The organism is Cognatundibacterium griseum, assembly GCF_014284195.1.
GTDB lineage: Bacteria > Pseudomonadota > Gammaproteobacteria > Burkholderiales > Burkholderiaceae_D > Undibacterium > Undibacterium griseum.
Genome location: NZ_JACOGC010000002.1, coordinates 806,538 through 828,261 on the forward strand (window position 1 = coordinate 806,538; position 21,724 = coordinate 828,261).

Below are 21,724 nucleotides of genomic sequence, written 5' to 3' on the forward strand. Positions count from 1 at the left end.
TTTACATCAGCGCAACCAGTTCTCCCGAGCGTCCTGGCAGGCTTGCCCATGTTAGCGGTGCAACAGGCAATGACTGGTCTTTGATCGACTCATAAAAATCAGCCATCGAAATACAATCGTATCCCTGCCCAATCCAGCCAGTCAGCAATTCCTCGAATATGGGGGCGAGTTTTTGCCCTTCAAGCTCTGCGTGCAGGGTAAATACATGGTCTCTGTGCGTTTGCGTCAATGACAGGATATGTGCAGCAATATTGCCGGTCGTAATTTCCCGTCCATTGATCTGTCGCCCTAGCAATTCGTCCAGTGTTGGCAATGTTGTCGGCATTTGTATGCATGCACCGTCCTGCAGGCGGTAAGGGCCTGCAGCCGGATTCGCCAGGCTGCCATCTTCATTCAGCATTGCCCGGCCATCAGAAGCATAGCGCATACCGAACTCATTCAATTGCTGAAAGGCATATTCATTCATTTGCCAGCCGGCAGCGCCATGCGTATTTGGCGGAACTCCAAAAATCTGCTGAAAACGCTGGTATGCCTGCTGCAGTTGATTGCGAGTCCATTTTTCACCACGCTGGCGGACATTGTCCTGCCAGACTACATGATCCCAGGTGTGGATGCCGCATTCAAAGCCTGCTGTCTGAACCGCCCGCATTTCACTGGTACAGCTGCCAATGTCCGGAGCAGGCAAAAAAACACCATACATCAGTGTTTTAATGCCGTAATGCTCGACAACTGAAGTGCGGGACACTTTCTGAAAAAAACCCGGCCGAAAAGCCCGGCGCAATGCCCAGCCAGTATGATCTTTTCCGAGGGAAAACAGAAAAGTCGCGCCGGCATGATGCTTTTTCAGCAGTCGAACCAGGTTCGGAACACCTTCGCGGGTTCCCCGGTAAGTGTCAACGTCGATCTTCAGAACAATGGATGGCATGGATTGACTTAATCCATCAACGCGCGTGCTTCCGCAACCTGAGAACGGTATGCGTCAAAAATATTACGCATGGTGTCTTTCATGGTGGTCACCGGTTTCCAGCCCAGCTCTTCGCAGGTATTGGTAATTTTCGGCACGCGGTTTTGCACATCCTGATAGCCTTTTCCGTAATAGGCGGCAGATGTGGTCTCGGTCAGCTGAACTTTTTTTGCTGTTTCCGCATATTCAGGATATTCGGCTGCCAGATCCAGCATCATGTGGGCGAGTTCGCGGATCGAATAATTATTGGTTGGATTACCGATGTTGTAAATTTTGCCGGAAGCAATGCCGTTCTTGTTATCGATAATGCGCATCAATGCGTCGATGCCGTCATCGATGTAAGTGAAGGCACGTTTCTGCGCGCCGCCGTCGACCAGCGAAATGTTTTCACCGCGCACGATATGGCCGAAGAACTGAGTGACCACGCGGGAAGAGCCTTCTTTGGGCGTGTGAATATTGTCCAGGCCGGCACCGATCCAGTTAAACGGACGGAACAGGGTGAAGTTCAGGCCTTCCATGCCATAGCCCCAGATCACGCGGTCCATCAATTGCTTTGCGCAAGAGTAGATCCAGCGCGGTTTGTTGATCGGGCCGCAGATCAGTTCAGATTCTTCCGGATCGAATTCTTCATCGTGGCACATGCCGTAAACTTCGGAAGTGGAAGGGAATACCAGATGTTTGCCATATTTGGCAGCAGAGCGCACGATAGGCAGATTGGCTTCAAAATCCAGTTCAAATACGCGCAAAGGCTGTTTGACATAAGTGGACGGTGTGGCGATTGCCACCAGCGGCAGGATTACATCACATTTTTTAACGTGGTATTCGACCCATTCTTTATTGATGGTGATGTCACCTTCGAAGAAATGCATGCGCGGATGGTTGATCAGTTCGCCCAGACGTTCTGTCTGCATATCCATGCCATAGACTTCCCAGTCGGTTGTTTCCAGAATGCGTTTGGACAGATGGTGGCCGATAAAACCGTTCACGCCGAGAATGAGGACTTTTTTCATAATGAGTTCTTCTTAAAAATTAGGATTGCAGTTTGAATGAGCGGCAGAAATATCCGTGATTCAATGCAGGTTGTGCAAATCGCTCGCTGTGACAGCCTTGCCGTCACGATTCAGTTCAATGATACGCAATGCGCTTCCATCTCCGCATACGCCAAATATCGCATTATCCACTACATGCAAGCCTGGCGGCAAATCCGGAAACGACAAATCCGATAAGCGTGCTTTTATGATAATAAAATGATGCCCGGATTGCTCGAAAAAAGCGCCCGGATAAGGTGGTGCGACGGCACGGTGCAGATTGTAGACTTGTTGCGCAGGTTGTGACCAGTCAATCCGGCCGTCTTCCGGCTTGCGTCCGCCAAAATAACTGCCGGCAGCCAGATTATTCGGTTGTACCTGAATTTTTCCTGCGATTAGGCCGGGCAGGGCGCGCCACAAAGTCTGCTCTGCAGCCACGGTCAGTTTGCCAAAAACTTCATAAGCAGTGTCGTCCGGCAGGATTGGCACGCTGGTCTGTCCGACTATGCCGCCTGCGTCAGGTTTGGCGGCCATTTCATGCAAGGTTGCACCGGTCTCAGTTTCTCCGTGCAGCACAGCCCAGTTCACCGGAACGCGACCACGGTATTTGGGAAGCAGCGAACCATGTAAGTTATAAGCACCGCGTTTTGCCAGTGCCAGTAATGTGACTGGCAGCATATGGCGGTAATAAAAGCTGAAAATGAAATCGGGGGAAACAGATGCCACTCGCTGATATAGCTCTTCCGATTTCGGGTCAGCTGGCGTGAGCGTTTCTATGCCATGCTCTTTGCAGAGGTCGGCAACCGATTCAAACCAGATCGTTTCGGCAGGATTATCTTCATGCGTTACCACCAGGGCGATATGGATTCCCCTGGCCAGCAAGGTCTTGATGCTGCGGACGCCGACGTTGTGATAGGCAAAAACAACAGCGACAGGTTTTTCAGAAATCATCTTAGTTACTTTCCGGTGCGTCGCTGGAATGATTTTCCAGAATGGTTTGCACCACATAACGCGGTCTTCCCCGGACTTGCTGATAGATACGGCCGACATATTCTCCCAGCAAGCCAATACCAAACAGGATGACGCCCATCAGAAAGAATGCGATCGCAAACAGGGTGAACAGTCCTTCGGCTTCCGCGCCGAATATAAAACGCCGCACCAGCAGAAGGCTGACGAGCCCGCCTGCCAGAAGGGACAACATCATGCCCAGCATCGAGAACCATTGCAAAGGCATGATGGAAAATCCGGTCATCAGATCGAAATTCAGGCGGATCAGACTGTAAATAGAATATTTGGACTCGCCGGCAGAGCGTTCTTCATGTTCGACGATGATTTCAGTGGGCTTGCGTGAAAAAGTGTAAGCCAGTGCCGGCACGAAAGTGTTGACCTCGCTGCACTGGTTGATCAGATCAATCACGTTGCGGCCATAAGCACGCAGCATATTGCCCTGATCGGTGATTTTGATGCGGGTGATTTTTTCACGCAGGCGGTTCATCGCTTTGGAGGCATAGGTCCGCCAGGCAGAATCCTGGCGTTTGCGGCGGATGGAACCGACGTAGTCATACCCCTCGCGCATTTTGTCTACCAGCGCCCCGATTTCCTCTGGCGGATTCTGTAAATCGGCATCCAGTGTGACCACGATATTGCCATGCGTGGCCTGGAATCCGGCCAGAATCGCCATATGTTGGCCATAATTGCCGTTGAACAGCACAACGCGCGTCACATCTGGCCGCAAGCGGAACTGATCAGACAGGATCAGCGCCGTATTATCCCGGCTGCCATCGTTGACAAATACAATTTCATAGCTGATGCCGCGCCCGGCGAGTGCGTCCAGTGCGGGATACAGGCGGGCGAACAGCTTGGCCAGACCGGCTTCTTCGTTATATACAGGAATGACGACAGAGAGTTCGGGTTTCATCGTTTTTAATTGACCGGTTTCAGAGAAGGCGGGATTTTACCGCAGACACGATGCGTTCGATATCTGCTTTTGTCATTGTCGGGAACAGTGGCAAGGTCACGATTTGTTTGCCGATGCGTTCGGCAACCGGGAACATGCCTTCCTTGAAGCCGCGATTCCGGTAATAGGTGAACAAATGAATCGCGCGGTAGTGATAACCCAGGCCGATCTGCACGTCCAGCATCTGCTGCATGAATACAGCGCGGTTGATCCGTTCCGGCAGGACCAGATGGAACATGTGCCAGTTAGAATTTTCAAAATCCGCCACTGGTAATTCCGCACCGGTCCGGGCTTCAAAATCACTGCCAAACTGCTCGAAATAATACTGCGCCAGCTCCAGCCGTTTGGCGTTGAATTCGGTCAGGCGTTTCATCTGACCCAGACCGATAGCGGCAGCGATATCCGTCATGTTGTATTTGCCGCCCAATACATCCACATCGATGCCATCCAGGCCGCTGCGCGTGACGCCTTGTAATCGATATTTTTCCGCCAGACGGGCTTCTTCTGCATTATTCAGCACCAGGCAGCCGCCTTCACCAGTCATGATGTTTTTATTGACTTGAAAACTGAACGACACGAAATCACCGAATGCACCGATCCGTTTTCCTTTCCAGCTGGAGCCGATCGCCTGAGCCGCATCTTCAATCACGCGCAGCTTGTATTTGCTGGCAATTGCGTACAGCTTGTCCATGTCGCATGGCAGGCCGCACATGTGCACGGGAATGATTGCTTTGGTGCGTGGAGTGATGACCGCTTCCACTTTATCCAGATCAATATTGTGCGTTTTGGGATCAATGTCGGCGAAGACCGGAGTCGCACCTGTTTCGATAATGACGTTGGCAGTTGCCACCCACGAATTGGGGGTCGTGATGACTTCGTCACCTGCACCGATGCCAGCGATACGCAAGGCAATTTCCATGGTGCAGGTTCCTGAATTGAAAGTGCGCACCGGACGGCCGCCAAAATATTCAGACAGCTGCGCTTCGAGCGCCTGTACTTTCGGGCCGCTGGTCAGCCAGCCAGACCGCAGCACCTCCGCTACCGCTGCGATGGTTTCTTCGTCGATGGTCGGTTTGGTAAATGGCAGGAAGTTTAAAGACTCACTCATGGTCATCTTTCATCAACAGTTAATAAGTCGGGGTTGACTGCCCCATATACTCAGGGGGAGTATTTAAGACTCCCCTTTAAAATTAGTGGGGAGCAGGGCATTTTTTATCTATACTCCCCCATTTTTTCGGATTTGGCGTTCTAGCTTTTTACCAGCAGGGCGACGCCGATGATAATAATGCCGATTGCCAGCAAGCGTTGCAACGACATCAGCTCCCCCAGAAAATACCAGGCACCGAGTGCATTCACGATATAGCCGATCGAGAGCATCGGGTACGCGATTGATACATCAACGCGGGATAAACCGATAATCCAGACCACCACCGAAATTACATAGCACGAGAGACCGCCGATAATCGGCAACTGGGTTGCCAGTTGCACGCCGGTGTGGAACCAGTTTTCAGCATTCAGATGAATGGCGCCGACTGCATTGGTGCCTTTTTTCAGCAGCAACTGCGCCAGCGCATTGAGCAAAATGCCGGTAATGATAAAACCAAAAGTATTCAGATTCATAAAAATTTCAGGCCAAAAGTGTTTATTGCGTGACTGCGGGTAGGGCGATGATGACCCGTTTGGGGTCTTCGCCGATGACGCGCATCGGGAGATGCTGATTCTGGAAGTCGTGATAAATATCCGTGCGCAGAATAGCCATCGCTGTCTCTCCATTTTGCTGATGCTTCAGCCAGCGAGTAACGAAGTCCTCCCGTTTGGGAATCCATAATTCCGGTTGTTGCTGGAGGCCAAATTCCATTTCATCTGGAAATTCAACCAGAATCAGCTGATGCTGCAGATAAAACGGCAGCGCCTGTTCGTAGCGGCCTACCGCATAAACCGGCGTATCCGGATTTTTCAGCTCAGCCTGTATGGCCGGAATATGCGCCGTTCCTGCAATATATTTCCCCCACGGATCATGGCCGAGAAAGGCAATTTGACCGGCCAGAAAACCACTTAGCGCCAACAAGACGACGGCCCAGTCCTTGCCTGCCTGCCTGCTGGCAGCCACTCTCCAGGCAGCCAGACCGCCCGCGAGCGTCAGCCCGCTGGCAGCCAGCAGCCACGGCAGATAGTGCTGATAAAGCGGAACTTCGATTGCCGGTTTGTTCTGAACCAGCTTTGTCACCAGAGAAGGCAGACCCAGCAATCCGGTCAGGCCAATTGCGGCGAACAGAATTGCGGCCAGCCTGATATGGCGTACCGTACTGTTTTCAATCGCAACCGCAATCAGCAGGGCCAGCGCGGGGAAAATCGGCAAAATGTAACCTGGCAGCTTGGAGCCGGAAATGCTGAAAAAGAAGAAAAAGAAAACAGACCAGATCAACAGCAGTTTCAGAGGCTGAAAACCTCGTGATTTTTCACTGACGCCAGCCCACAATCCTTGCAGCAGCAACCCCAGCCAGGGAACGATGCCCAGCAGCAGGAAAGGAAAAAAATAGTACCAGGCACCACCCCGTTTATGCACTCCGCTGGTGAAACGGTCGAAATGCTCGTGGATGAAGAAAAAATGCGGATGCTCAGGGTTGCGCAGGGCAATCAGTATGAACCATGGGGCGGTGATGATCAGGAACAGGGCCAGGCCTTTCCAGAAATGCAGACGTGTCCACAATTTCCAGTCACGCGTCAGCAGGGTGTAAATCACCAGCACAGCACCGGGCAGCACAAAGCCAATCAATCCTTTAGACAGGGTGGCAAGTGCCATGCCCGCCCAGCACAGCAGCATAAAATTACGCTGTTCCCGTTCGCTGGCGTCGTTGCGCTGGCCCAGCAATAGGCCGCACATGCAGATGGCCATCATACCTGACAGCCCCATATCCAGTGAATTTACATGGCCCATACCGGCCCAGTAAAAACTGGATGCCAGCACCAGACCGGCCATGATGCCAATCCGCCGGCTGAAAACACGCATTCCCGTAAACACGACCGATGCGACGCCGATCAGGCCGCACAAGCCGGTCCATAGTCTGGCCTGCCAGTCTCCGAGTCCGAAAACGGCAAAGGTCAGCGCATTCATCCAGTTTTGCAGCGGCGGCTTCTCAAAATATTTAATACCATTCAGACGCAGGGTAATCCAGTCGCCGCTGGCGAGCATTTCGCGCGCCATTTCGGCATAGCGGCCCTCATCAGTCGGAACCAGGGTTCTGGTTCCCAACATGACCAGCCAGACGACTAAAAAGCCGATACTCAGCACCCACAGCGTGCGGGTTGACTCAAAAGGGGAGCGTGCATTCATCGTCAGGCGGTTTCCATAATGAGCGCCAGAGCGACTTTGCGTCCTTCTGCCATCAGAATATTATAGGTACGGCAGGCGGCCTGGTTATCCATGCATTCAACGCCGATTCTTTGGGAAGTCAGGCTGCTGATCAGTTTTGGATGAATGAAGCGCTGACGATTCCCGGTTCCGAGGATCACCACATCCGGGCGGGTTGCTTCAATTTGCGCAAAATCTGCTGCGTTCAGATTATCAAAACGCTCTACCGACCAGAGGGCTGGTTTTGTTTCGGGCAGCACGATCAGACTGTGCCGGAAAGCGATGGCATTAATTTCAACGCTGTCAGCATCGTAAGCCGTGATGGTCTGATATTGCTGGGTCGGTGTGGAGTGCAACTTCATGTGGGTATTCTATGCAAAGGAGTATCTTTGACGGAGAGCTTTCAGTGCGGCATTGTAACTTTTTTTTCATGAATGTCATGCCCGCTCTCGCGTTGGTATGAAATTATTCTGTTGAGCGAATAGCCAAGATCATAAAAAAGGCTCCCGCAGGAGCCTTGAAGAAAAGATTGACTGCGATACGCATCTCAGAATTCCTCCCATTCGTCTTGTGTTTTTTGCTGAGACTTGGCATCGATTTCCCTGATTTTGACAGGCAAGACTTTTTTGGGTGCTGCCTGCATGGCCCGCTTGCCGTGAATGGCAGCAGTAGCGGCAGTCCGTACCGGACTCAGGGCTTTCTTTTCAGGGGCTGTCGTCTGCGGCCGGTCATTTTCTTTGAGCTTAAATACACTGACTGCTTTCAGTAAATGTTCCGTCTGATCTTGCATCGCCGCTGCCGCGGCGGCGGCTTCTTCGACCAGTGCGGCGTTTTGCTGGGTCACATTATCCATTTCGGTGATGGCCAGGTTGATCTGGCCAATGCCATGGCTTTGCTCCGTGGTTGCCGCAGTAATTTCAGCGATTACATCGGTCACGCGGCGCACGCTGTCCGATATCTCGGTCATGGTCTGTCCGGCTTTGTCCACCAGTTTACTGCCGTGATCGACGCTTTCCACCGAGTCATTAATCAGAACCTTGATCTCTTTTGCCGCAGTCGCAGAGCGTTGCGCCAAATTGCGCACTTCCGAAGCCACCACCGCAAACCCGCGGCCCTGCTCGCCGGCACGCGCTGCTTCAACAGCCGCATTCAGTGCCAGGATATTGGTCTGGAAAGCAATGCCGTCAATGACGCCGATGATGTCGACAATTTTCTGGGAAGACGCATTGATCAGGGTCATGGTTGAAATCACTTCAGACACCACTGCGCCGCCTTTGACGGCCACATCCGTTGCCGAAGCCGCGAGCTGATTGGCTTGCCGGGCATTGTCTGCATTATGCTGGACAGTGCTGGTCAGCTCCTCCATTGAAGAAGCTGTTTCTTCCAGCGAACTGGCCTGGGATTCGGTACGGCTGGATAAATCCATGTTACCGCTGGCGATTTCTTTTGATGCACCGGAAATGGCATTGGCACTGGTCTTCACCTCTCCGATCAGGTGAGCGATGCTGTCGCGCATTGTTTTGATTGAAAACAGCAGGCTGGAATTGTCTTTGTCACGTAAAACAATATCCTCTGTCAGGTTGCCTGCGGCAATGTGGCGCGTCATGGTTGCCGCATAATCAGGTTCTCCACCGAGCTGCCGTATCAGCCCCCGGACAATGAACAGGGACACGGCGACCAGCAATGCCGTCAGAATGGCGGCTCCTGCCGTTGCTTCCATCAGCCGCTCGTAGAATGTGGCATTGATTGAATCGATGTAAACACCAGATCCAATGACCCATCCCCACGGAGCAAAGCCTTTTACAAAAGAGACTTTTTGTACCGGCTCTGCATTTCCAGGCTTGGGCCACATATAGTAGACATAGCCTTCGCCATCTTTTTTGACGACGTCGACCATTTCAGAAAATAAATGTTTCCCGGTCGGATCCTGCGTCGCGGACTGATTCTTTCCTTCCAGCTCCGGTTTAATCGGATGCATGACCATCACAGTCTGCATATCATTGATCCAGAAGTATTCACCCTGACCGTAACGCAATGCCCGCACGGCATCTTTGGCGGCCTGCTGCGCCTCCGCCTCCGGCAGCTTGCCGCTCTTGAACTGGCCATAATAAAACTCAACCAGCTTTTCGGTAGTCTCTACGGTTTGCCTGACGTTGGCCTGCCTTTCCTGCAGAATCAGTCCTTTTTCTGAGATCAGGAAAGTCGCTGTCAATAAAAGGATGCCAATAACTGCGCCAAAAATTAAAATTCCGAGACGCCGGCTGATACTGAGCCTCTGAAGCGCGAGAAAAGCAGACATGATTGCCTCCAGTTTATATTTTATAGGTGAATTGTTGTTAGGTATTTTTGCATATAAGTATTTGCTTGAATAGTGAAATATTTCCACGTGGAAAATTATTCACTTGTGCCAAATTGTTTTTTGTCATTGTTTCTTTCCATACTAGTCTTTTTTTCTCTTAAGTAAAATTTCTCCGAGCTGTGCGAATCGGCAAACAAATCCGCCATAAATCCGATAATTACGGAAAACGAATTGATTAAACACAATTCCTTGTGCAAAATGCTCTGTTCGGCAGTGCAGCAAATAGAGGCGGTATTTCATTTGCTGACCGTTTTCAGGCGATCGTTTAAGGGAATTTGCTGGTGCGTCCAATACTCAAATCACAGAAATTAGCTGACGTCTGTTATGACATCCGTGGGCCTGTTATGGAAAAGGCTAAACAGATGGAGGACGAAGGGCACAAGATCATTAAATTAAACATCGGCAACCTGGCGGTGTTTAATTTTGATCCGCCTGATGAAATTGTCCAGGACATGATCCGGAACATGCAGAACGCAGCCGGGTACACTGACTCCAAAGGCATGTTTGCGCCGCGCAAGGCAATCATGCACTACACGCAGGAAAAGCATATCCATGGCGTGACGATTGAGGATGTGTATATCGGCAATGGCGCTTCCGAGCTGATCGTGATGGGAATGAATGCGTTGCTCAACAGCGGGGATGAAGTGCTGGTCCCGGCCCCGGATTATCCTTTGTGGACTGCGGCGGTCAGTTTGTCCGGCGGCAAGCCAGTGCATTATATTTGCGATGAGACGGCCGACTGGATGCCGGATATCGATGACATCAAGAGTAAGATCACACCGAATACCAAAGCCATTGTCGTAATTAATCCAAACAATCCGACCGGGGCGCTTTATCCGGTGGAGGTACTGCAACAGATCGTTGAGGTTGCGCGTCAGCACCAGCTGATTGTTTTTGCTGATGAGATCTACGACAAAACCCTGTATGACGAAGCCGAACATACCTCGATTGCGTCGCTGGCGGATGATGTGCTGTTTCTGACACTGAATGGGCTGTCAAAAAATTACCGCTCCTGCGGTTATCGCGCAGGCTGGATGGTGGTTTCCGGCGAAAAGCGGCATGCTAAAGATTACATTGAAGGTCTGAATATGCTGGCATCCATGCGTCTGTGCGCCAATGCGCCGGGACAGTTTGCGATTCAGACCGCACTGGGGGGCTATCAGAGTATTCAGGATCTGGTCGGTCCCGGTGGACGTTTGCTGAAACAGCGCAATCTGGCCCATCAGCTGCTGACCGAGATACCCGGGGTGACCTGCGTCAAACCCAAAGCAGCACTGTACATGTTTCCGAAGCTGGACCCCAAGATTTACCCGATCGCGGACGACCAGCAATTTATTCACGAGCTGCTGACCGAGCAGCGCGTTTTGTTAGTGCAGGGGACTGGTTTTAACTGGATCAGACCTGACCATTTCCGCGTGGTGTTCCTGCCTAATACGGATGATTTAACCGAAGCATTCGGACGGATTTCCCGCTTCCTCGAAGCGTACCGAAAACGTCACGGCACCAATTAATCCAAATTACTGTTTAAAAATCATATGAAACCCATCAAAGTAGGTCTGTTAGGCATAGGTACTGTCGGTTCCGGCACTTTCAATGTATTAAAGCGCAATCAGGAAGAGATTACGCGCCGTGCGGGCCGCTCTATTGAAATTGCCATGGTGGCAGATCTGAATGTTGAGCGGGCGCGTGAATTAACGCATGGCGAAGTAGAAGTCGTCAGCGATGCGAACCTGGTGGTGAGTCACCCGGACATCGATATCGTGATTGAACTGATCGGCGGTTACGGTATTGCCAGAGAGCTGGTTTTAAAAGCGATTGCCAATGGCAAGCACGTCGTTACTGCAAACAAGGCGTTGCTCGCAACGCATGGAAATGAAATCTTCAAAGCGGCGCAGGAAAAAGGCGTGATGGTGGCGTTTGAAGCTGCTGTCGCCGGCGGCATTCCGATTATCAAGGCGCTGCGTGAAGGGTTGACCGCTAACCGGATTCAATGGATTGCCGGCATCATCAACGGCACCACTAATTTTATCTTGTCAGAGATGCGTGAAAAAGGACTGGATTTCGGTACCGCGCTGAAACAGGCGCAGGAACTGGGTTATGCCGAAGCCGATCCGACTTTTGATATTGAAGGTATTGATGCGGCGCATAAGGCGACGATCATGGCATCGATTGCCTATGGTATCCCTATGCAGTTCGATAAAGCCTATGTCGAGGGTATTACCCGTCTGGAAGCCAGCGACATCCGCTATGCAGAAGAGTTGGGTTATAGAATAAAATTGCTGGGCATTACCAAGCGCACCCCGGAAGGCATTGAGCTGCGCGTACATCCGACCCTGATTCCCGAAAAACGCCTGATCGCGAACGTTGAAGGTGCCATGAATGCCGTACTGGTGCAAGGTGATGCTGTAGGTGCGACGCTATATTATGGAAAAGGCGCTGGTTCCGAGCCGACGGCGTCTGCCGTGATTGCCGATCTGGTTGATATTACACGGCTGGCAACAGCGGATCCTGAGCACCGTGTGCCACATCTGGCTTTCCAGCCCGGCTCCATCAGCGACCTGCCGATTCTGCCGATGACAGAGATCGTGACCAGCTATTATCTGCGTATGCATGTCGAAGACAAGCCGGGTGTACTGGCTGATGTCACCCGGATTCTGGCTGATTTTTCGATCTCCATTGATGCAATGCTGCAAAAAGAACCTGGTGAGGGTGAAACGCAGACAGATATCATCATCCTGACCCATCAGACGAAAGAAAAAAATATCGTTGCCGCAATCCAGAAAATTGAGGCACTGAATGCGGTATCTGGCGATGTCACCAAATTGCGCCTGGAAGATCTGAACTGAACGAAGCATTGTCATCTGACATTTCGATGCCGGATGATCCGTGAGGAATATAAAAACGCGATCATTGATTGATCGCGTTTTTTATTTCAGCTATTTGGGGAATGGAGACTGGTGAAAGACCGAGGGAACACATGCTGAATATAGACACAGCAACAGTTCCGGAGAGGTCGGGAAATTGTCTAACGCAATATTTTTTCTTTTAATTCTGCCGCATGATGCTGGTGAACTTTGACCAGCGTTGAAACTCTTGTCCCGTAATCGCTGGAAACAATGCACGGTGATGACAGCAGCCGTTCCATTTCAAAAGAAACACCGGTATCGGGCAAGCGGCAATCAGGTGCCTGATTCGTATTCGCCAGCATTTCAAAAAAAGCGTCTTCAGGTGCCAGCTGGCACAACAGGCTGGCAAATTCCGCCTTGGTTTTCACGACTTTATGCCAGCAGGTATCGAGTGCGGCATTTGATAATCCATAAATTCCGGCGGGAAGCGAGACGCCATTGAGTGGATTGTCCTGATGGCGATTAGAAAACCAGATCAAATCCTGCTGATCTCCTACCAGCAGATTAAAGCCGTTGTAATCACCGACAGCATCCCGCAAACCAGCAATATAGTCCTGGGCAGACACATCGCTTTGCAGATAATTGGCAACCAGCTCACCACGTGAAGGCGCTGCATCCCGCTTGTCGCCAGGGGCGCGAACATTGGTGATTGCCGCAAATTTTCTGGCTGGTGCGTCAGTATTTTTTCCTGCCTGAATACCAAGCCAGGTGCCACCAGACTGCAAATCCCGCCCTGCATAGACACTGGGGGCTTCCGGCCACCAGCTGGCTGGAGCCGCCGGCCGGTCGTAAAATTCGTCGCGGTTAGCGGCCGCCAGCAGAGGTGTTCCGGGGATCAGCTTCCAGGCAAAAACAATCAGACACATACATCCACATCCAGAAAATATTCAATATGTCGTTCACTGTACTGCAAATCGGCAAACAGCGTTTGCTCAAGCACGCGATTCAGCAGGATGTCAAAACCAGAAGGGACATTATGATAAACCTCCATCCATGTGTGCGGCACACCTGCCACGGCCGGACGACGCTGCACCCGTCCACAGATCTGATGCCGTGACATCAGCAATTGCTGCAGTTGCTTTTCTGCTTTCAGGATATCCGCTTCCAGGCCTGAGTCTGCTTTGAAATAAATATAACAATTCATCATTTAAGTAAGGGAAACATCCTCTTTTTCAGTCCGTATGACCGTGATCAATCATTGTAAAAGTATGCCAAAGCGCATACAGCCGTAAACCTGCCGGGGATTGGCATATCTGATCATCAGGCAGTAATGTCGGTGATCGGGTATGGCAAAGGCAGCAGTTGTGCAACCGGTCCGTCTGGCGCTCCACAATGAATGACGCCATGCTCCTGATCGGCAATAGTCATTTCGATCAATGCCAGACTGCTGGCAGCGTTGACAGGCTCCGCATTCACGATCACGCCGCATGGCTGCGCCTGATCGTCCGCCCGGTAGACATCCATGCCAGCCTCCATTCCCGTTGCAGGAATAGATGCCAGAAAAGTGCGGCGTTTCAGCTTCCCAAGATACTGGCTGCGTGCGACGATTTCCTGACCGGGATAACACCCCTTTTTAAAGTTGACTCCACCGATCAGTTCAAAATTAATCATTTGCGGCACAAATTTTTCCTGTGTTGCAAGGTGGATATGCGCGATACCGGCTTCGATTTCACCCAGATTCCAGTCCGCTGTATTCGTCAGTTGCAATTGCGCACTGAGGACCGGCCATGTCTGAGCGGCGAGTTCTTGCGGGCAGACCCACTGATAGCGGGGAGACGAACGCACATCGCTGCAACGGATTAAGGTTCCCGCTGCATTGCTGATCTGCATTCCGGCTGCCGCAGGCAACTCTGGAAACCAGGCGGCAAGCGCCTTTCCAGCCTGTTGCCCGCCAAGGCCAAACACGACAAATTGCGAGGTCACATCATGCAATTTCGCTTTAGCGCGCAAAATAAACATACTGAGCCGCTTCAGTACCACCGCCTCAATTGAACCGGACATCATCAGGTAAATTCCTGCGTCCGTCCTCCAGTATTCAAGGCTTGCCAGCATGCGGCCTTTGGGAGTGCAGTACGCAGCACGTCTGACTTCGCTGGCACTCAGTTTTTCCACGTCATTGCTGAGCTGATTATGCAGAAAATGAGCTGCATCCTCACCATCCGCAAGCGCCAGTCCTGCATCCGGCAATAGTGTGAGGTAACCGTTTTCCCAGGCAGCATTGTTCCACGCTGAGGGGTAACCGCTGAGTTTATGGTGTGTGACCGTGAGTTTCTGCTGCTCTGCAAATTGTTGCCACATAATTCTGACTTTCTGTTGGTTCAGTTAATCCGGATGATCATGGGAAGCGTATTTCATTCGACGCCGGATATGCGTTCTTTGGAATGGCCTCTGAATGGTTCAGAATTATAGTAGCCTCTGAAGATTCTGGTGTGGAACAGGTTTTCTGCCCAACATGGCGTGTCAGGAACGCAGCGACTTGCGCTACACTACGTCTTTTTCGGCCGATGTGACGCTCGCATCACTGACTGACTTTTTATTTGCTGCATTATGAGATTCATCCGATTGGTATTCGTCCTGCTGGTTTTGGCGGTAGTTGCTGCCGGCGCAGGGTTTCAATTTTGGACCGGGCAGGTGATTGAAGTCGGGGAGACGCCGGTTGAATTTACCATCCGCCCCGGCAGCAGCGTCAGAAGCGCCATGAAGCAGATGCATGATGCCGGACTTCCGGTGCAGCCTTTACTCATGGAATTATTGGCACGTCTGTCCGGTAAAGCCAATAAAATCAAGGCCGGCTCTTACGCACTGGAGCAGGGGAAAACACCCCTGCAGCTGCTGGATAAAGTCGTCAACGGTGAGTTTTCGATGGGATCGGTAGTTATCATCGAAGGGTGGAATTTTTCCCAGATGCGCAAGGCAATTGACGCGCAACCTGCGTTGAAACACGACAGTCAGAACCTCAGTAATGCAGCGCTGATGAAAAAAATCGGATCAGACTACAGCAATCCCGAAGGTCTGTTTTTCCCTGATACGTATCTGTTCCCTAAAGGCAGCAGCGATCTGCTGATCTATCAGCAAGCGCATGCTGCGCAACTAAAGCGCCTGCAGGATAGCTGGAGCGGTCGCGCCGGACATCTTCCGTATAAGAATCCGTATGAAGCACTGATTATGGCATCTATCATTGAGAAGGAAACCGGCCAGAAATCAGAGCGGCCAATGATTGCTGCAGTATTTTCGAATCGTCTGAAAGCCGGCATGTTGCTGCAGACAGACCCAACGGTGATTTATGGGATGGGCGAGCAGTATCAGGGAAAAATTCACAAACGCGACCTTCAGACAGATACGCCTTACAACACCTATACACGGGCAGGTTTGCCGCCAACTCCGATTGCTTTGCCTGGACAGGCGTCCCTGTCCGCTGCTTTAAATCCGGCACAAAGCGATGCCTTGTATTTTGTTGCCAAAGGGGATGGTACCAGCCATTTTTCCGACAATCTCGATGCGCATAACCGTGCCGTCAATCAATTCCAGCGCTAAAACGGCCAGATCAGAACACAATGACATTTTCAGGAAAATTTATCAGCTTTGAGGGCATCGACGGTGCCGGAAAATCGACCCATATCGATTATGTGGCAGAGCGTTTGCAGGCGGCACTGACGGCGCAAAACAAACAAGTCATCTGCTCCCGCGAACCGGGAGGAACCCCGCTGGGAGAAACTTTACGTCAGATTTTACTGCAACAGAAAATGCACCTGGAAACCGAAGCATTGCTGATGTTTGCTGTGCGCCGCGAGCATATTGCACAAGTGATTGAGCCTGCCTTAAAGCGCGGTGACTGGGTGATTTCGGACCGTTTCACCGACGCCAGTTTCGCTTATCAGGGCGGAGGGCGTCATCTGTCGCTGGAAAAACTCAATGTGCTGGAGCAATGGGTGCATCCGCACTTGCAGCCAGATCTCACACTGTTATTTGACGTGCCGCTGGAAGTTGCGCGCGCCCGTCTGGATGCAACCCGCGATCTCGATAAATTCGAACAGGAAAAAGCCACTTTTTTCGCAGATACGCGTAATGAATATCTGCGTCGCGCCGCTGAATTTCCACAACGTTTCCGCATCATTGACTCCACCCGCTCTATAGACGAAATACGCGTGCAGATTGATATGCTGATTGATGCCTTGCTGAGTAACGGTGGAGTACCTGCTCAATGACACATCCTTTGTTCGACTGGCAGGATCAGGCATGGCAGGCATTCCGCGCGCTGCGCACACGCATGCCACATGCATTTCTGATCCATGGTCCGCGCGGTATCGGAAAAACAGTATTTGCAGAACATATGGCGCAATCACTGTTATGCGAGCAGCCGGATGCGCATGGCCACGCTTGTCAGCAATGCGCTTCATGCGGATGGTTTGTCCAGTACAGTCACCCTGACTATCGTCGGGTCAGGCCCGAATTGATGGATGAAGAAGATGCCACCACAGAAGCAGACGGTAATGCCCCTGACGCAACTGCAGGTACTGGGAAAACATCGAAAGCGAGTAAGGCGCCGTCGAAAGAAATCGTGATTCAGCAGATCCGCGCCCTGTCTGACTTCATGAATATTTCAACGCACCGGCAAGGTAAAAGAGTCATTGTCTTATATCCGGCAGAAGCCCTGAATATTCCTGCCGCCAATGCCTTGCTGAAGTCGCTGGAGGAGCCTGCAGCAGATACAGTTTTTATTCTTGTGTCTGACAGTCTGGACCGGTTGTTGCCGACTATTTTGTCGCGGTGTCATAAGTTTCCACTCGGGATGCCGGAGTACCGGATTGCACTGGATTGGCTGAAAAAGCAAGGTATCCGCGATGCAGAAACCTGGCTGGCACAACAGGGAGGGGCGCCATTAGCGGCACTGATGATGGCTCAATCAGACACACATGCTGATCTGGAGGATTTCCTCCGGCACCTCAGTATGCCAGGAGTCGATGGCAGTCTGAAACTGGCTGACAAAATGCAGAAAATGGAAATGCCCGCCTTAATTGGCTGGATGCAGCGCTGGTTATACGATATATTCTCTTACAAACAAAGCCAGAGAATCCGGTATTATCCCCGCTACGAAAAAGAGATGAAGAGTCTGGCCGCACGCATCGGAACAGATGCCTTGCTAAACTTGTTAAAAAATATGAGTGAACGCCAGGCAGTCGCGAGCCATCCTTTATCGCCAAAATTATTCTTAGAAGATATGTTGCTTGAGTATGCTGCCGTCTTCGCCTGAACCAGCGAAAGCATGACTATGTCAGAGTTATCATCCGAATCCGGTATTCCTGCCGCCCCCAATCGCCCGTCAGTTCTGTCGCTGGCGATTAAAGAAAAAGCAGCCTTGTTTGCTGCGTACATGCCATTCTTAAGAAATGGCGGAATTTTTGTTCCTACGAATAAAAATTACCGGTTGGGAGAAGAAATTTACCTGATCCTGACACTACTGGATGATCCGGCCAAATATCCGGTTGCGGGGAAAGTCGCATGGATAACGCCTCCCGGTGCCGGCAATAACAAATCTCAGGGCATCGGCGTTCATTTTCCCGATGATGAAAGCGGCACCCGCATCCGCTTGCGGATTGAGGAAGCGCTGGGTGCTGCAATTCGCTCTAACCGGGCGACTCACACTATTTAATTTATGTCAGAAAATTTTTCATACCGGTTTGCACGTTTTGAAGATTTGCCACAGATTGTGGCGATTTATAATTCGACCATTGCGTCACGTGAGGTCACGGCGGATACGGAACCGGTCAGCGTCGAATCACGTCACACCTGGTTTCACGAGCACACGCCTGATCGCCGGCCTTTATGGGTCAGCGAACAGGATGGCGAAATCACTGGCTGGCTGTCATTCTCCAACTTTTACGGACGTCCGGCATATGCAGGAACAGCGGAGCTGTCGATTTATCTGCATGAAAATGCCAGAGGCAAGGGATTGGGCAAGCAGTTTCTGAGGCTGGCAATGGTACATGCCCCGGTAATTCAGGTGCATACACTGTTAGGCTTTATCTTTGGGCACAATACGCCAAGCCTGAAATTATTCGAGCATTTCGGTTTTGAAACCTGGGCCAATCTGCCCAGAGTTGCAACACTGGACGGTATAGAGCGCGATCTGATTATTCTCGGCAAACGCGTCGCCTGAACCCGGCAAACAGTCCGGTATCAGATCTACATGGCAACCTGCTCAAACAGGTTGCCTTTCATTTTTTAGGAATTTCACTATGCTGAGTTACCGTCACGGTTTTCACGCAGGCAATCACGCCGATGTATTAAAACACTTTGTCCTGGTCCAGCTGCTCCAGTACCTGAACCAGAAGGATACCGCTTACACCTACATCGATACCCATGCCGGTGCCGGTTTGTACGCTCTTGACAGCGGCTATGCCACCAAAAACGCCGAATTTGAAACCGGGATTGGGCCGCTCTGGGAAAAGAAAGACTTGCCACCGGCGCTGGCTGATTATATGGCGCTCGTCAAAGAGTTAAATCCGAGTGGAAAGATGCGCTACTACCCCGGCTCCCCATATTGCGCCAGCAAAATCATGCGGGAGCAGGATCGTTTGCGCCTGTTTGAGTTGCATCCCAGTGAAATTAAGGTCTTAAGTGAGAATTTCCGGAAAATGGATGCCCATGCAGCCGAGCAGGGGCACCGGCCGGCAGTACGGGGAAAGCGCATCATCATTTCTGATGCTGACGGCTTTGAGAGTATGAAAGCCTTATTGCCGCCACCTTCACGTCGGGGAATCGTGCTGATCGATCCGCCATATGAGGTGAAAGATGATTATCGCCGCGTCAGGGTGGCGCTGGAAGACGCAGTTAAACGTTTTTCTACAGGAACCTATGCAATCTGGTATCCGGTATTGCAACGCCCCGAGTCACGCCAACTGCCAGAAAAGTTGAAGCGCATTGACTGTAATGACTGGTTAAATGTCACGTTATCAATCAGCGGACCATCACCAGACGGATTTGGCCTGCATAGCAGCGGCATGTTCATCCTGAATCCACCCTGGACACTGGCTGCGACACTGAAAGAAGTGATGCCTTATCTGGTTGCCGCATTGGGCAAGGACAAGGGAGCGCATTTTACGCTGGAAGCCGGTGTGCCGGTTTCTTCCGGAGGAAGTCGACCGGCAAGGTCCTGATCCCGGCATCATCCTGATAGTTGGTCACCCTTTAAAGAACGGGAATTGGATAGTAATCACACTGCCAGTTTCCGTTTTTTGCTTTCTGTTGCTTCATTCATAACGTCATTTTTGCGCATCGCAATAACGCTTATTTTCCTTAATCATTCTGCTTAAATGTCATGACAATCCTTTTTTTGAATGCGTTATGTTGCGCCGCAAGAAAAATAGTGATTGACGGATTAGTACGGTCGTACAAAAATCGTTCAAGAATAAAATTCAGCAAACTCTGAAAAAAACAAATAAATCACTAGGCAGTTAATTTCAGGAGAACAAATGTCAGCTTACCCGATGAGTCCGTTAATGGGCCAAATGATGCATAAGCCTTTGCTGATCTCCAGCATTATTCAGCATGCGGATCGTTATTTCGGAAAAAATGAAATCGTTTCGCGACGTGTTGAAGGCGATATTCACCGCTACAACTATACCGAGTGCCACCGGCGCGCTAAAAAACTGGCCAATGCATTTGCTGGTTTTGGTATTCAGATCGGTGACCGGATCGCGACGCTGGCATGGAACGGTTACCGTCATCTGGAAGCCTATTACGCCGTATCGGGTTCCGGGGCTGTGCTGCATACCATCAACCCCAGGTTGCATCCCGAGCAGATCAGCTATATCGTCAATCACGCAGAAGACCAGTACCTGTTGTTCGATATCACTTTCCTGCCAATTATCCAGGCGATCGCAACACATTGTCCGACCGTCAAAGCATTCATCATGATGTGCGGTCGTGATCATTTTCCTGCTGATTCCGGCATTCCGAACCTGTTGTGCTATGAAGACCTGATTGAAGGTAATTCCGATCAGTTTATCTGGCCGGAATTTGATGAGAATTCCGCCTCCAGCCTGTGCTACACATCCGGTACCACCGGACATCCGAAAGGCGCCCTGTACTCCCATCGATCTACGATTCTTCATTCTTATGCTTCGGCTATGCCGGACGGATTAAATGTTTCAGCCCGTGATTCAGTGCTTCCGGTGGTGCCGATGTTCCATGTGAATGCCTGGGGATTACCGTATTCCGCACCGCTGACTGGCGCAAAACTGGTTTTTCCCGGCCCTCATCTGGATGGTAAATCCTTGTACGAATTATTTGAACAGGAACAGGTAACTTTTTCAGCCGGAGTCCCAACTGTCTGGCTCGGTCTGCTGACCTACGTAGGGCAGAACAATCTGAAGTTTTCCAGCTTCAGGCGCACGGTGATTGGCGGTTCTGCCTGCCCGCCAGCGATGATGCGGACCTTCCGTCATACCTACAACGTCGAGGTCGTACATGCCTGGGGAATGACCGAAATGTCGCCGCTGGGCACGGCCTGTACATTGTTATCGAGGCACAATGCGCTGAGTGAGGAAGATCGGGAAAAAATCCTGACCAAGCAAGGTCATGTACTGTACGGCGTTGACATGAAAATTGTCGATGATTCCGGCAAAGAATTGCCTTGGGATGGCACCACCTACGGGAATTTGCTGGTCAAAGGGCCGTGGATCATTAGCTCCTACTTTAAAGGTGAGGGCGGCGATGTGCTGGAAGACGGCTGGTTTCCAACCGGAGATGTGGCGACGATTGATGCGGATGGTTATATGCAGATCACTGATCGCAGCAAAGACGTGATTAAGTCTGGCGGTGAATGGATCGGCACGATTGATCTGGAGAATGTCGCCGTATCGCATCCGGCCGTGTTGCAGGCCGCATGTATCGGTATCTACCATCCGAAATGGGATGAGCGCCCATTATTATTGATTGTCAAAAAACAGGGAGCTGAAGTCACAAAAGAAGAGCTTTTACATTTTTTTGAAGGTAAAGTAGCTAAGTGGTGGCTGCCTGATGATGTGGTGTTTATCGACGCTTTACCATTAGGGGCGACAGGTAAAATTTTAAAAAACAAACTCAGAGAACAATTTAAGGAGCACAAACTGCCGACAGCCCAGCTCTAAAAACTCAGCAAGATCATGATGAAGACC

Annotated in this window: 21 protein-coding genes; 9 read left to right on the top strand and 12 right to left on the bottom strand. The window is 51.1% G+C overall.

Annotation, left to right across the window (positions count from 1 at the left end; translation table 11 throughout):
• Position 1 precedes the first annotated feature (1 nt).
• The 9 genes from H8K27_RS08030 to H8K27_RS08070 form a co-directional block, all read right to left on the bottom strand.
• Positions 2-925, bottom strand: coding sequence for a polysaccharide deacetylase family protein (locus H8K27_RS08030; RefSeq protein WP_186862611.1), 924 nt, complete (start codon positions 923-925; stop codon positions 2-4).
• An 8-nt stretch (positions 926-933) separates the two neighbouring features.
• Entirely contained in the window at positions 934-1,974 is a 1,041-nt protein-coding gene (locus H8K27_RS08035) for a bifunctional UDP-4-keto-pentose/UDP-xylose synthase (protein WP_186862612.1), read from the bottom strand.
• Positions 1,975-2,034: 60 nt separating this feature from the next.
• Positions 2,035-2,943: a formyltransferase gene (locus tag H8K27_RS08040; RefSeq protein ID WP_186862613.1), complete on the bottom strand. Its 909-nt coding sequence runs from the start codon at positions 2,941-2,943 to the stop codon at positions 2,035-2,037.
• Position 2,944: 1 nt separating this feature from the next.
• On the bottom strand, positions 2,945-3,910 hold the full coding sequence (locus tag H8K27_RS08045) for a glycosyltransferase (protein WP_186862614.1): 966 nt from the start codon (positions 3,908-3,910) through the stop codon (positions 2,945-2,947).
• Between the two features lie 19 nt (positions 3,911-3,929).
• On the bottom strand, positions 3,930-5,057 hold the full coding sequence (locus H8K27_RS08050) for a DegT/DnrJ/EryC1/StrS family aminotransferase (protein WP_186862615.1): 1,128 nt from the start codon (positions 5,055-5,057) through the stop codon (positions 3,930-3,932).
• Positions 5,058-5,197: 140 nt separating this feature from the next.
• A complete protein-coding gene (locus H8K27_RS08055) occupies positions 5,198-5,569 on the bottom strand; it encodes an EamA family transporter (RefSeq protein WP_186862616.1) in 372 nt (123 codons plus the stop codon).
• 22 nt (positions 5,570-5,591) lie between these two features.
• Positions 5,592-7,283: a glycosyltransferase family 39 protein gene (locus H8K27_RS08060; protein WP_186862617.1), complete on the bottom strand. Its 1,692-nt coding sequence runs from the start codon at positions 7,281-7,283 to the stop codon at positions 5,592-5,594.
• Positions 7,284-7,285: 2 nt separating this feature from the next.
• Positions 7,286-7,663 carry an Mth938-like domain-containing protein gene (locus tag H8K27_RS08065; RefSeq protein ID WP_186862618.1) on the bottom strand — a complete coding sequence of 126 codons (378 nt, stop codon included), beginning with the start codon at positions 7,661-7,663 and terminating at the stop codon, positions 7,286-7,288.
• A gap of 185 nt (positions 7,664-7,848) precedes the next feature.
• A complete protein-coding gene (locus H8K27_RS08070; protein WP_186862619.1) occupies positions 7,849-9,600 on the bottom strand; it encodes a methyl-accepting chemotaxis protein in 1,752 nt (583 codons plus the stop codon).
• 341 nt (positions 9,601-9,941) lie between these two features.
• On the opposite strand from H8K27_RS08070, the gene H8K27_RS08075 reads away from it, so the two are divergent.
• A complete protein-coding gene (locus H8K27_RS08075) occupies positions 9,942-11,171 on the top strand; it encodes a pyridoxal phosphate-dependent aminotransferase (protein ID WP_186862620.1) in 1,230 nt (409 codons plus the stop codon).
• 24 nt (positions 11,172-11,195) lie between these two features.
• Positions 11,196-12,506 carry a homoserine dehydrogenase gene (locus H8K27_RS08080; protein ID WP_186862621.1) on the top strand — a complete coding sequence of 437 codons (1,311 nt, stop codon included), beginning with the start codon at positions 11,196-11,198 and terminating at the stop codon, positions 12,504-12,506.
• A gap of 179 nt (positions 12,507-12,685) precedes the next feature.
• Here H8K27_RS08080 and H8K27_RS08085 read toward each other — a convergent pair whose 3' ends face one another.
• From H8K27_RS08085 to ygfZ, 3 genes are all read right to left on the bottom strand, one after another.
• Positions 12,686-13,432 carry an NRDE family protein gene (locus H8K27_RS08085; protein WP_186862622.1) on the bottom strand — a complete coding sequence of 249 codons (747 nt, stop codon included), beginning with the start codon at positions 13,430-13,432 and terminating at the stop codon, positions 12,686-12,688.
• The gene (locus tag H8K27_RS08090; RefSeq protein ID WP_186862623.1) at positions 13,423-13,713 is read right to left on the bottom strand and encodes a DUF4936 family protein; all 291 of its coding nucleotides are present in this window, start codon (positions 13,711-13,713) and stop codon (positions 13,423-13,425) included. The genes H8K27_RS08085 and H8K27_RS08090 overlap by 10 nt, the downstream gene beginning before the upstream one ends.
• A 113-nt stretch (positions 13,714-13,826) precedes the next feature.
• Entirely contained in the window at positions 13,827-14,864 is a 1,038-nt protein-coding gene (gene ygfZ / locus H8K27_RS08095; protein ID WP_186862624.1) for a CAF17-like 4Fe-4S cluster assembly/insertion protein YgfZ, read from the bottom strand.
• A 249-nt stretch (positions 14,865-15,113) separates the two neighbouring features.
• On the opposite strand from ygfZ, the gene mltG reads away from it, so the two are divergent.
• From mltG to H8K27_RS08130, 7 genes are all read left to right on the top strand, one after another.
• Complete coding sequence (gene mltG / locus H8K27_RS08100) at positions 15,114-16,100, top strand: endolytic transglycosylase MltG (RefSeq protein WP_186862625.1); 987 nt, start codon at positions 15,114-15,116, stop codon at positions 16,098-16,100.
• A gap of 20 nt (positions 16,101-16,120) precedes the next feature.
• Positions 16,121-16,771, top strand: coding sequence for a dTMP kinase (gene tmk / locus H8K27_RS08105; protein ID WP_186862626.1), 651 nt, complete (start codon positions 16,121-16,123; stop codon positions 16,769-16,771).
• A complete protein-coding gene (holB, locus tag H8K27_RS08110; protein WP_186862627.1) occupies positions 16,768-17,817 on the top strand; it encodes a DNA polymerase III subunit delta' in 1,050 nt (349 codons plus the stop codon). Before tmk ends, holB begins: the two co-directional genes overlap by 4 nt.
• A gap of 18 nt (positions 17,818-17,835) precedes the next feature.
• The gene (locus H8K27_RS08115; RefSeq protein WP_408058425.1) at positions 17,836-18,216 is read left to right on the top strand and encodes a PilZ domain-containing protein; all 381 of its coding nucleotides are present in this window, start codon (positions 17,836-17,838) and stop codon (positions 18,214-18,216) included.
• 3 nt (positions 18,217-18,219) lie between these two features.
• Positions 18,220-18,723: a GNAT family N-acetyltransferase gene (locus H8K27_RS08120; protein WP_186862629.1), complete on the top strand. Its 504-nt coding sequence runs from the start codon at positions 18,220-18,222 to the stop codon at positions 18,721-18,723.
• 79 nt (positions 18,724-18,802) lie between these two features.
• Positions 18,803-19,723, top strand: a complete 921-nt coding sequence (locus H8K27_RS08125) for a 23S rRNA (adenine(2030)-N(6))-methyltransferase RlmJ (RefSeq protein ID WP_186862630.1) — start codon at positions 18,803-18,805, stop codon at positions 19,721-19,723.
• 315 nt (positions 19,724-20,038) lie between these two features.
• Positions 20,039-21,697: a 3-(methylthio)propionyl-CoA ligase gene (locus H8K27_RS08130; protein ID WP_186862631.1), complete on the top strand. Its 1,659-nt coding sequence runs from the start codon at positions 20,039-20,041 to the stop codon at positions 21,695-21,697.
• The last annotated feature ends 27 nt before the right edge of the window (positions 21,698-21,724 follow it).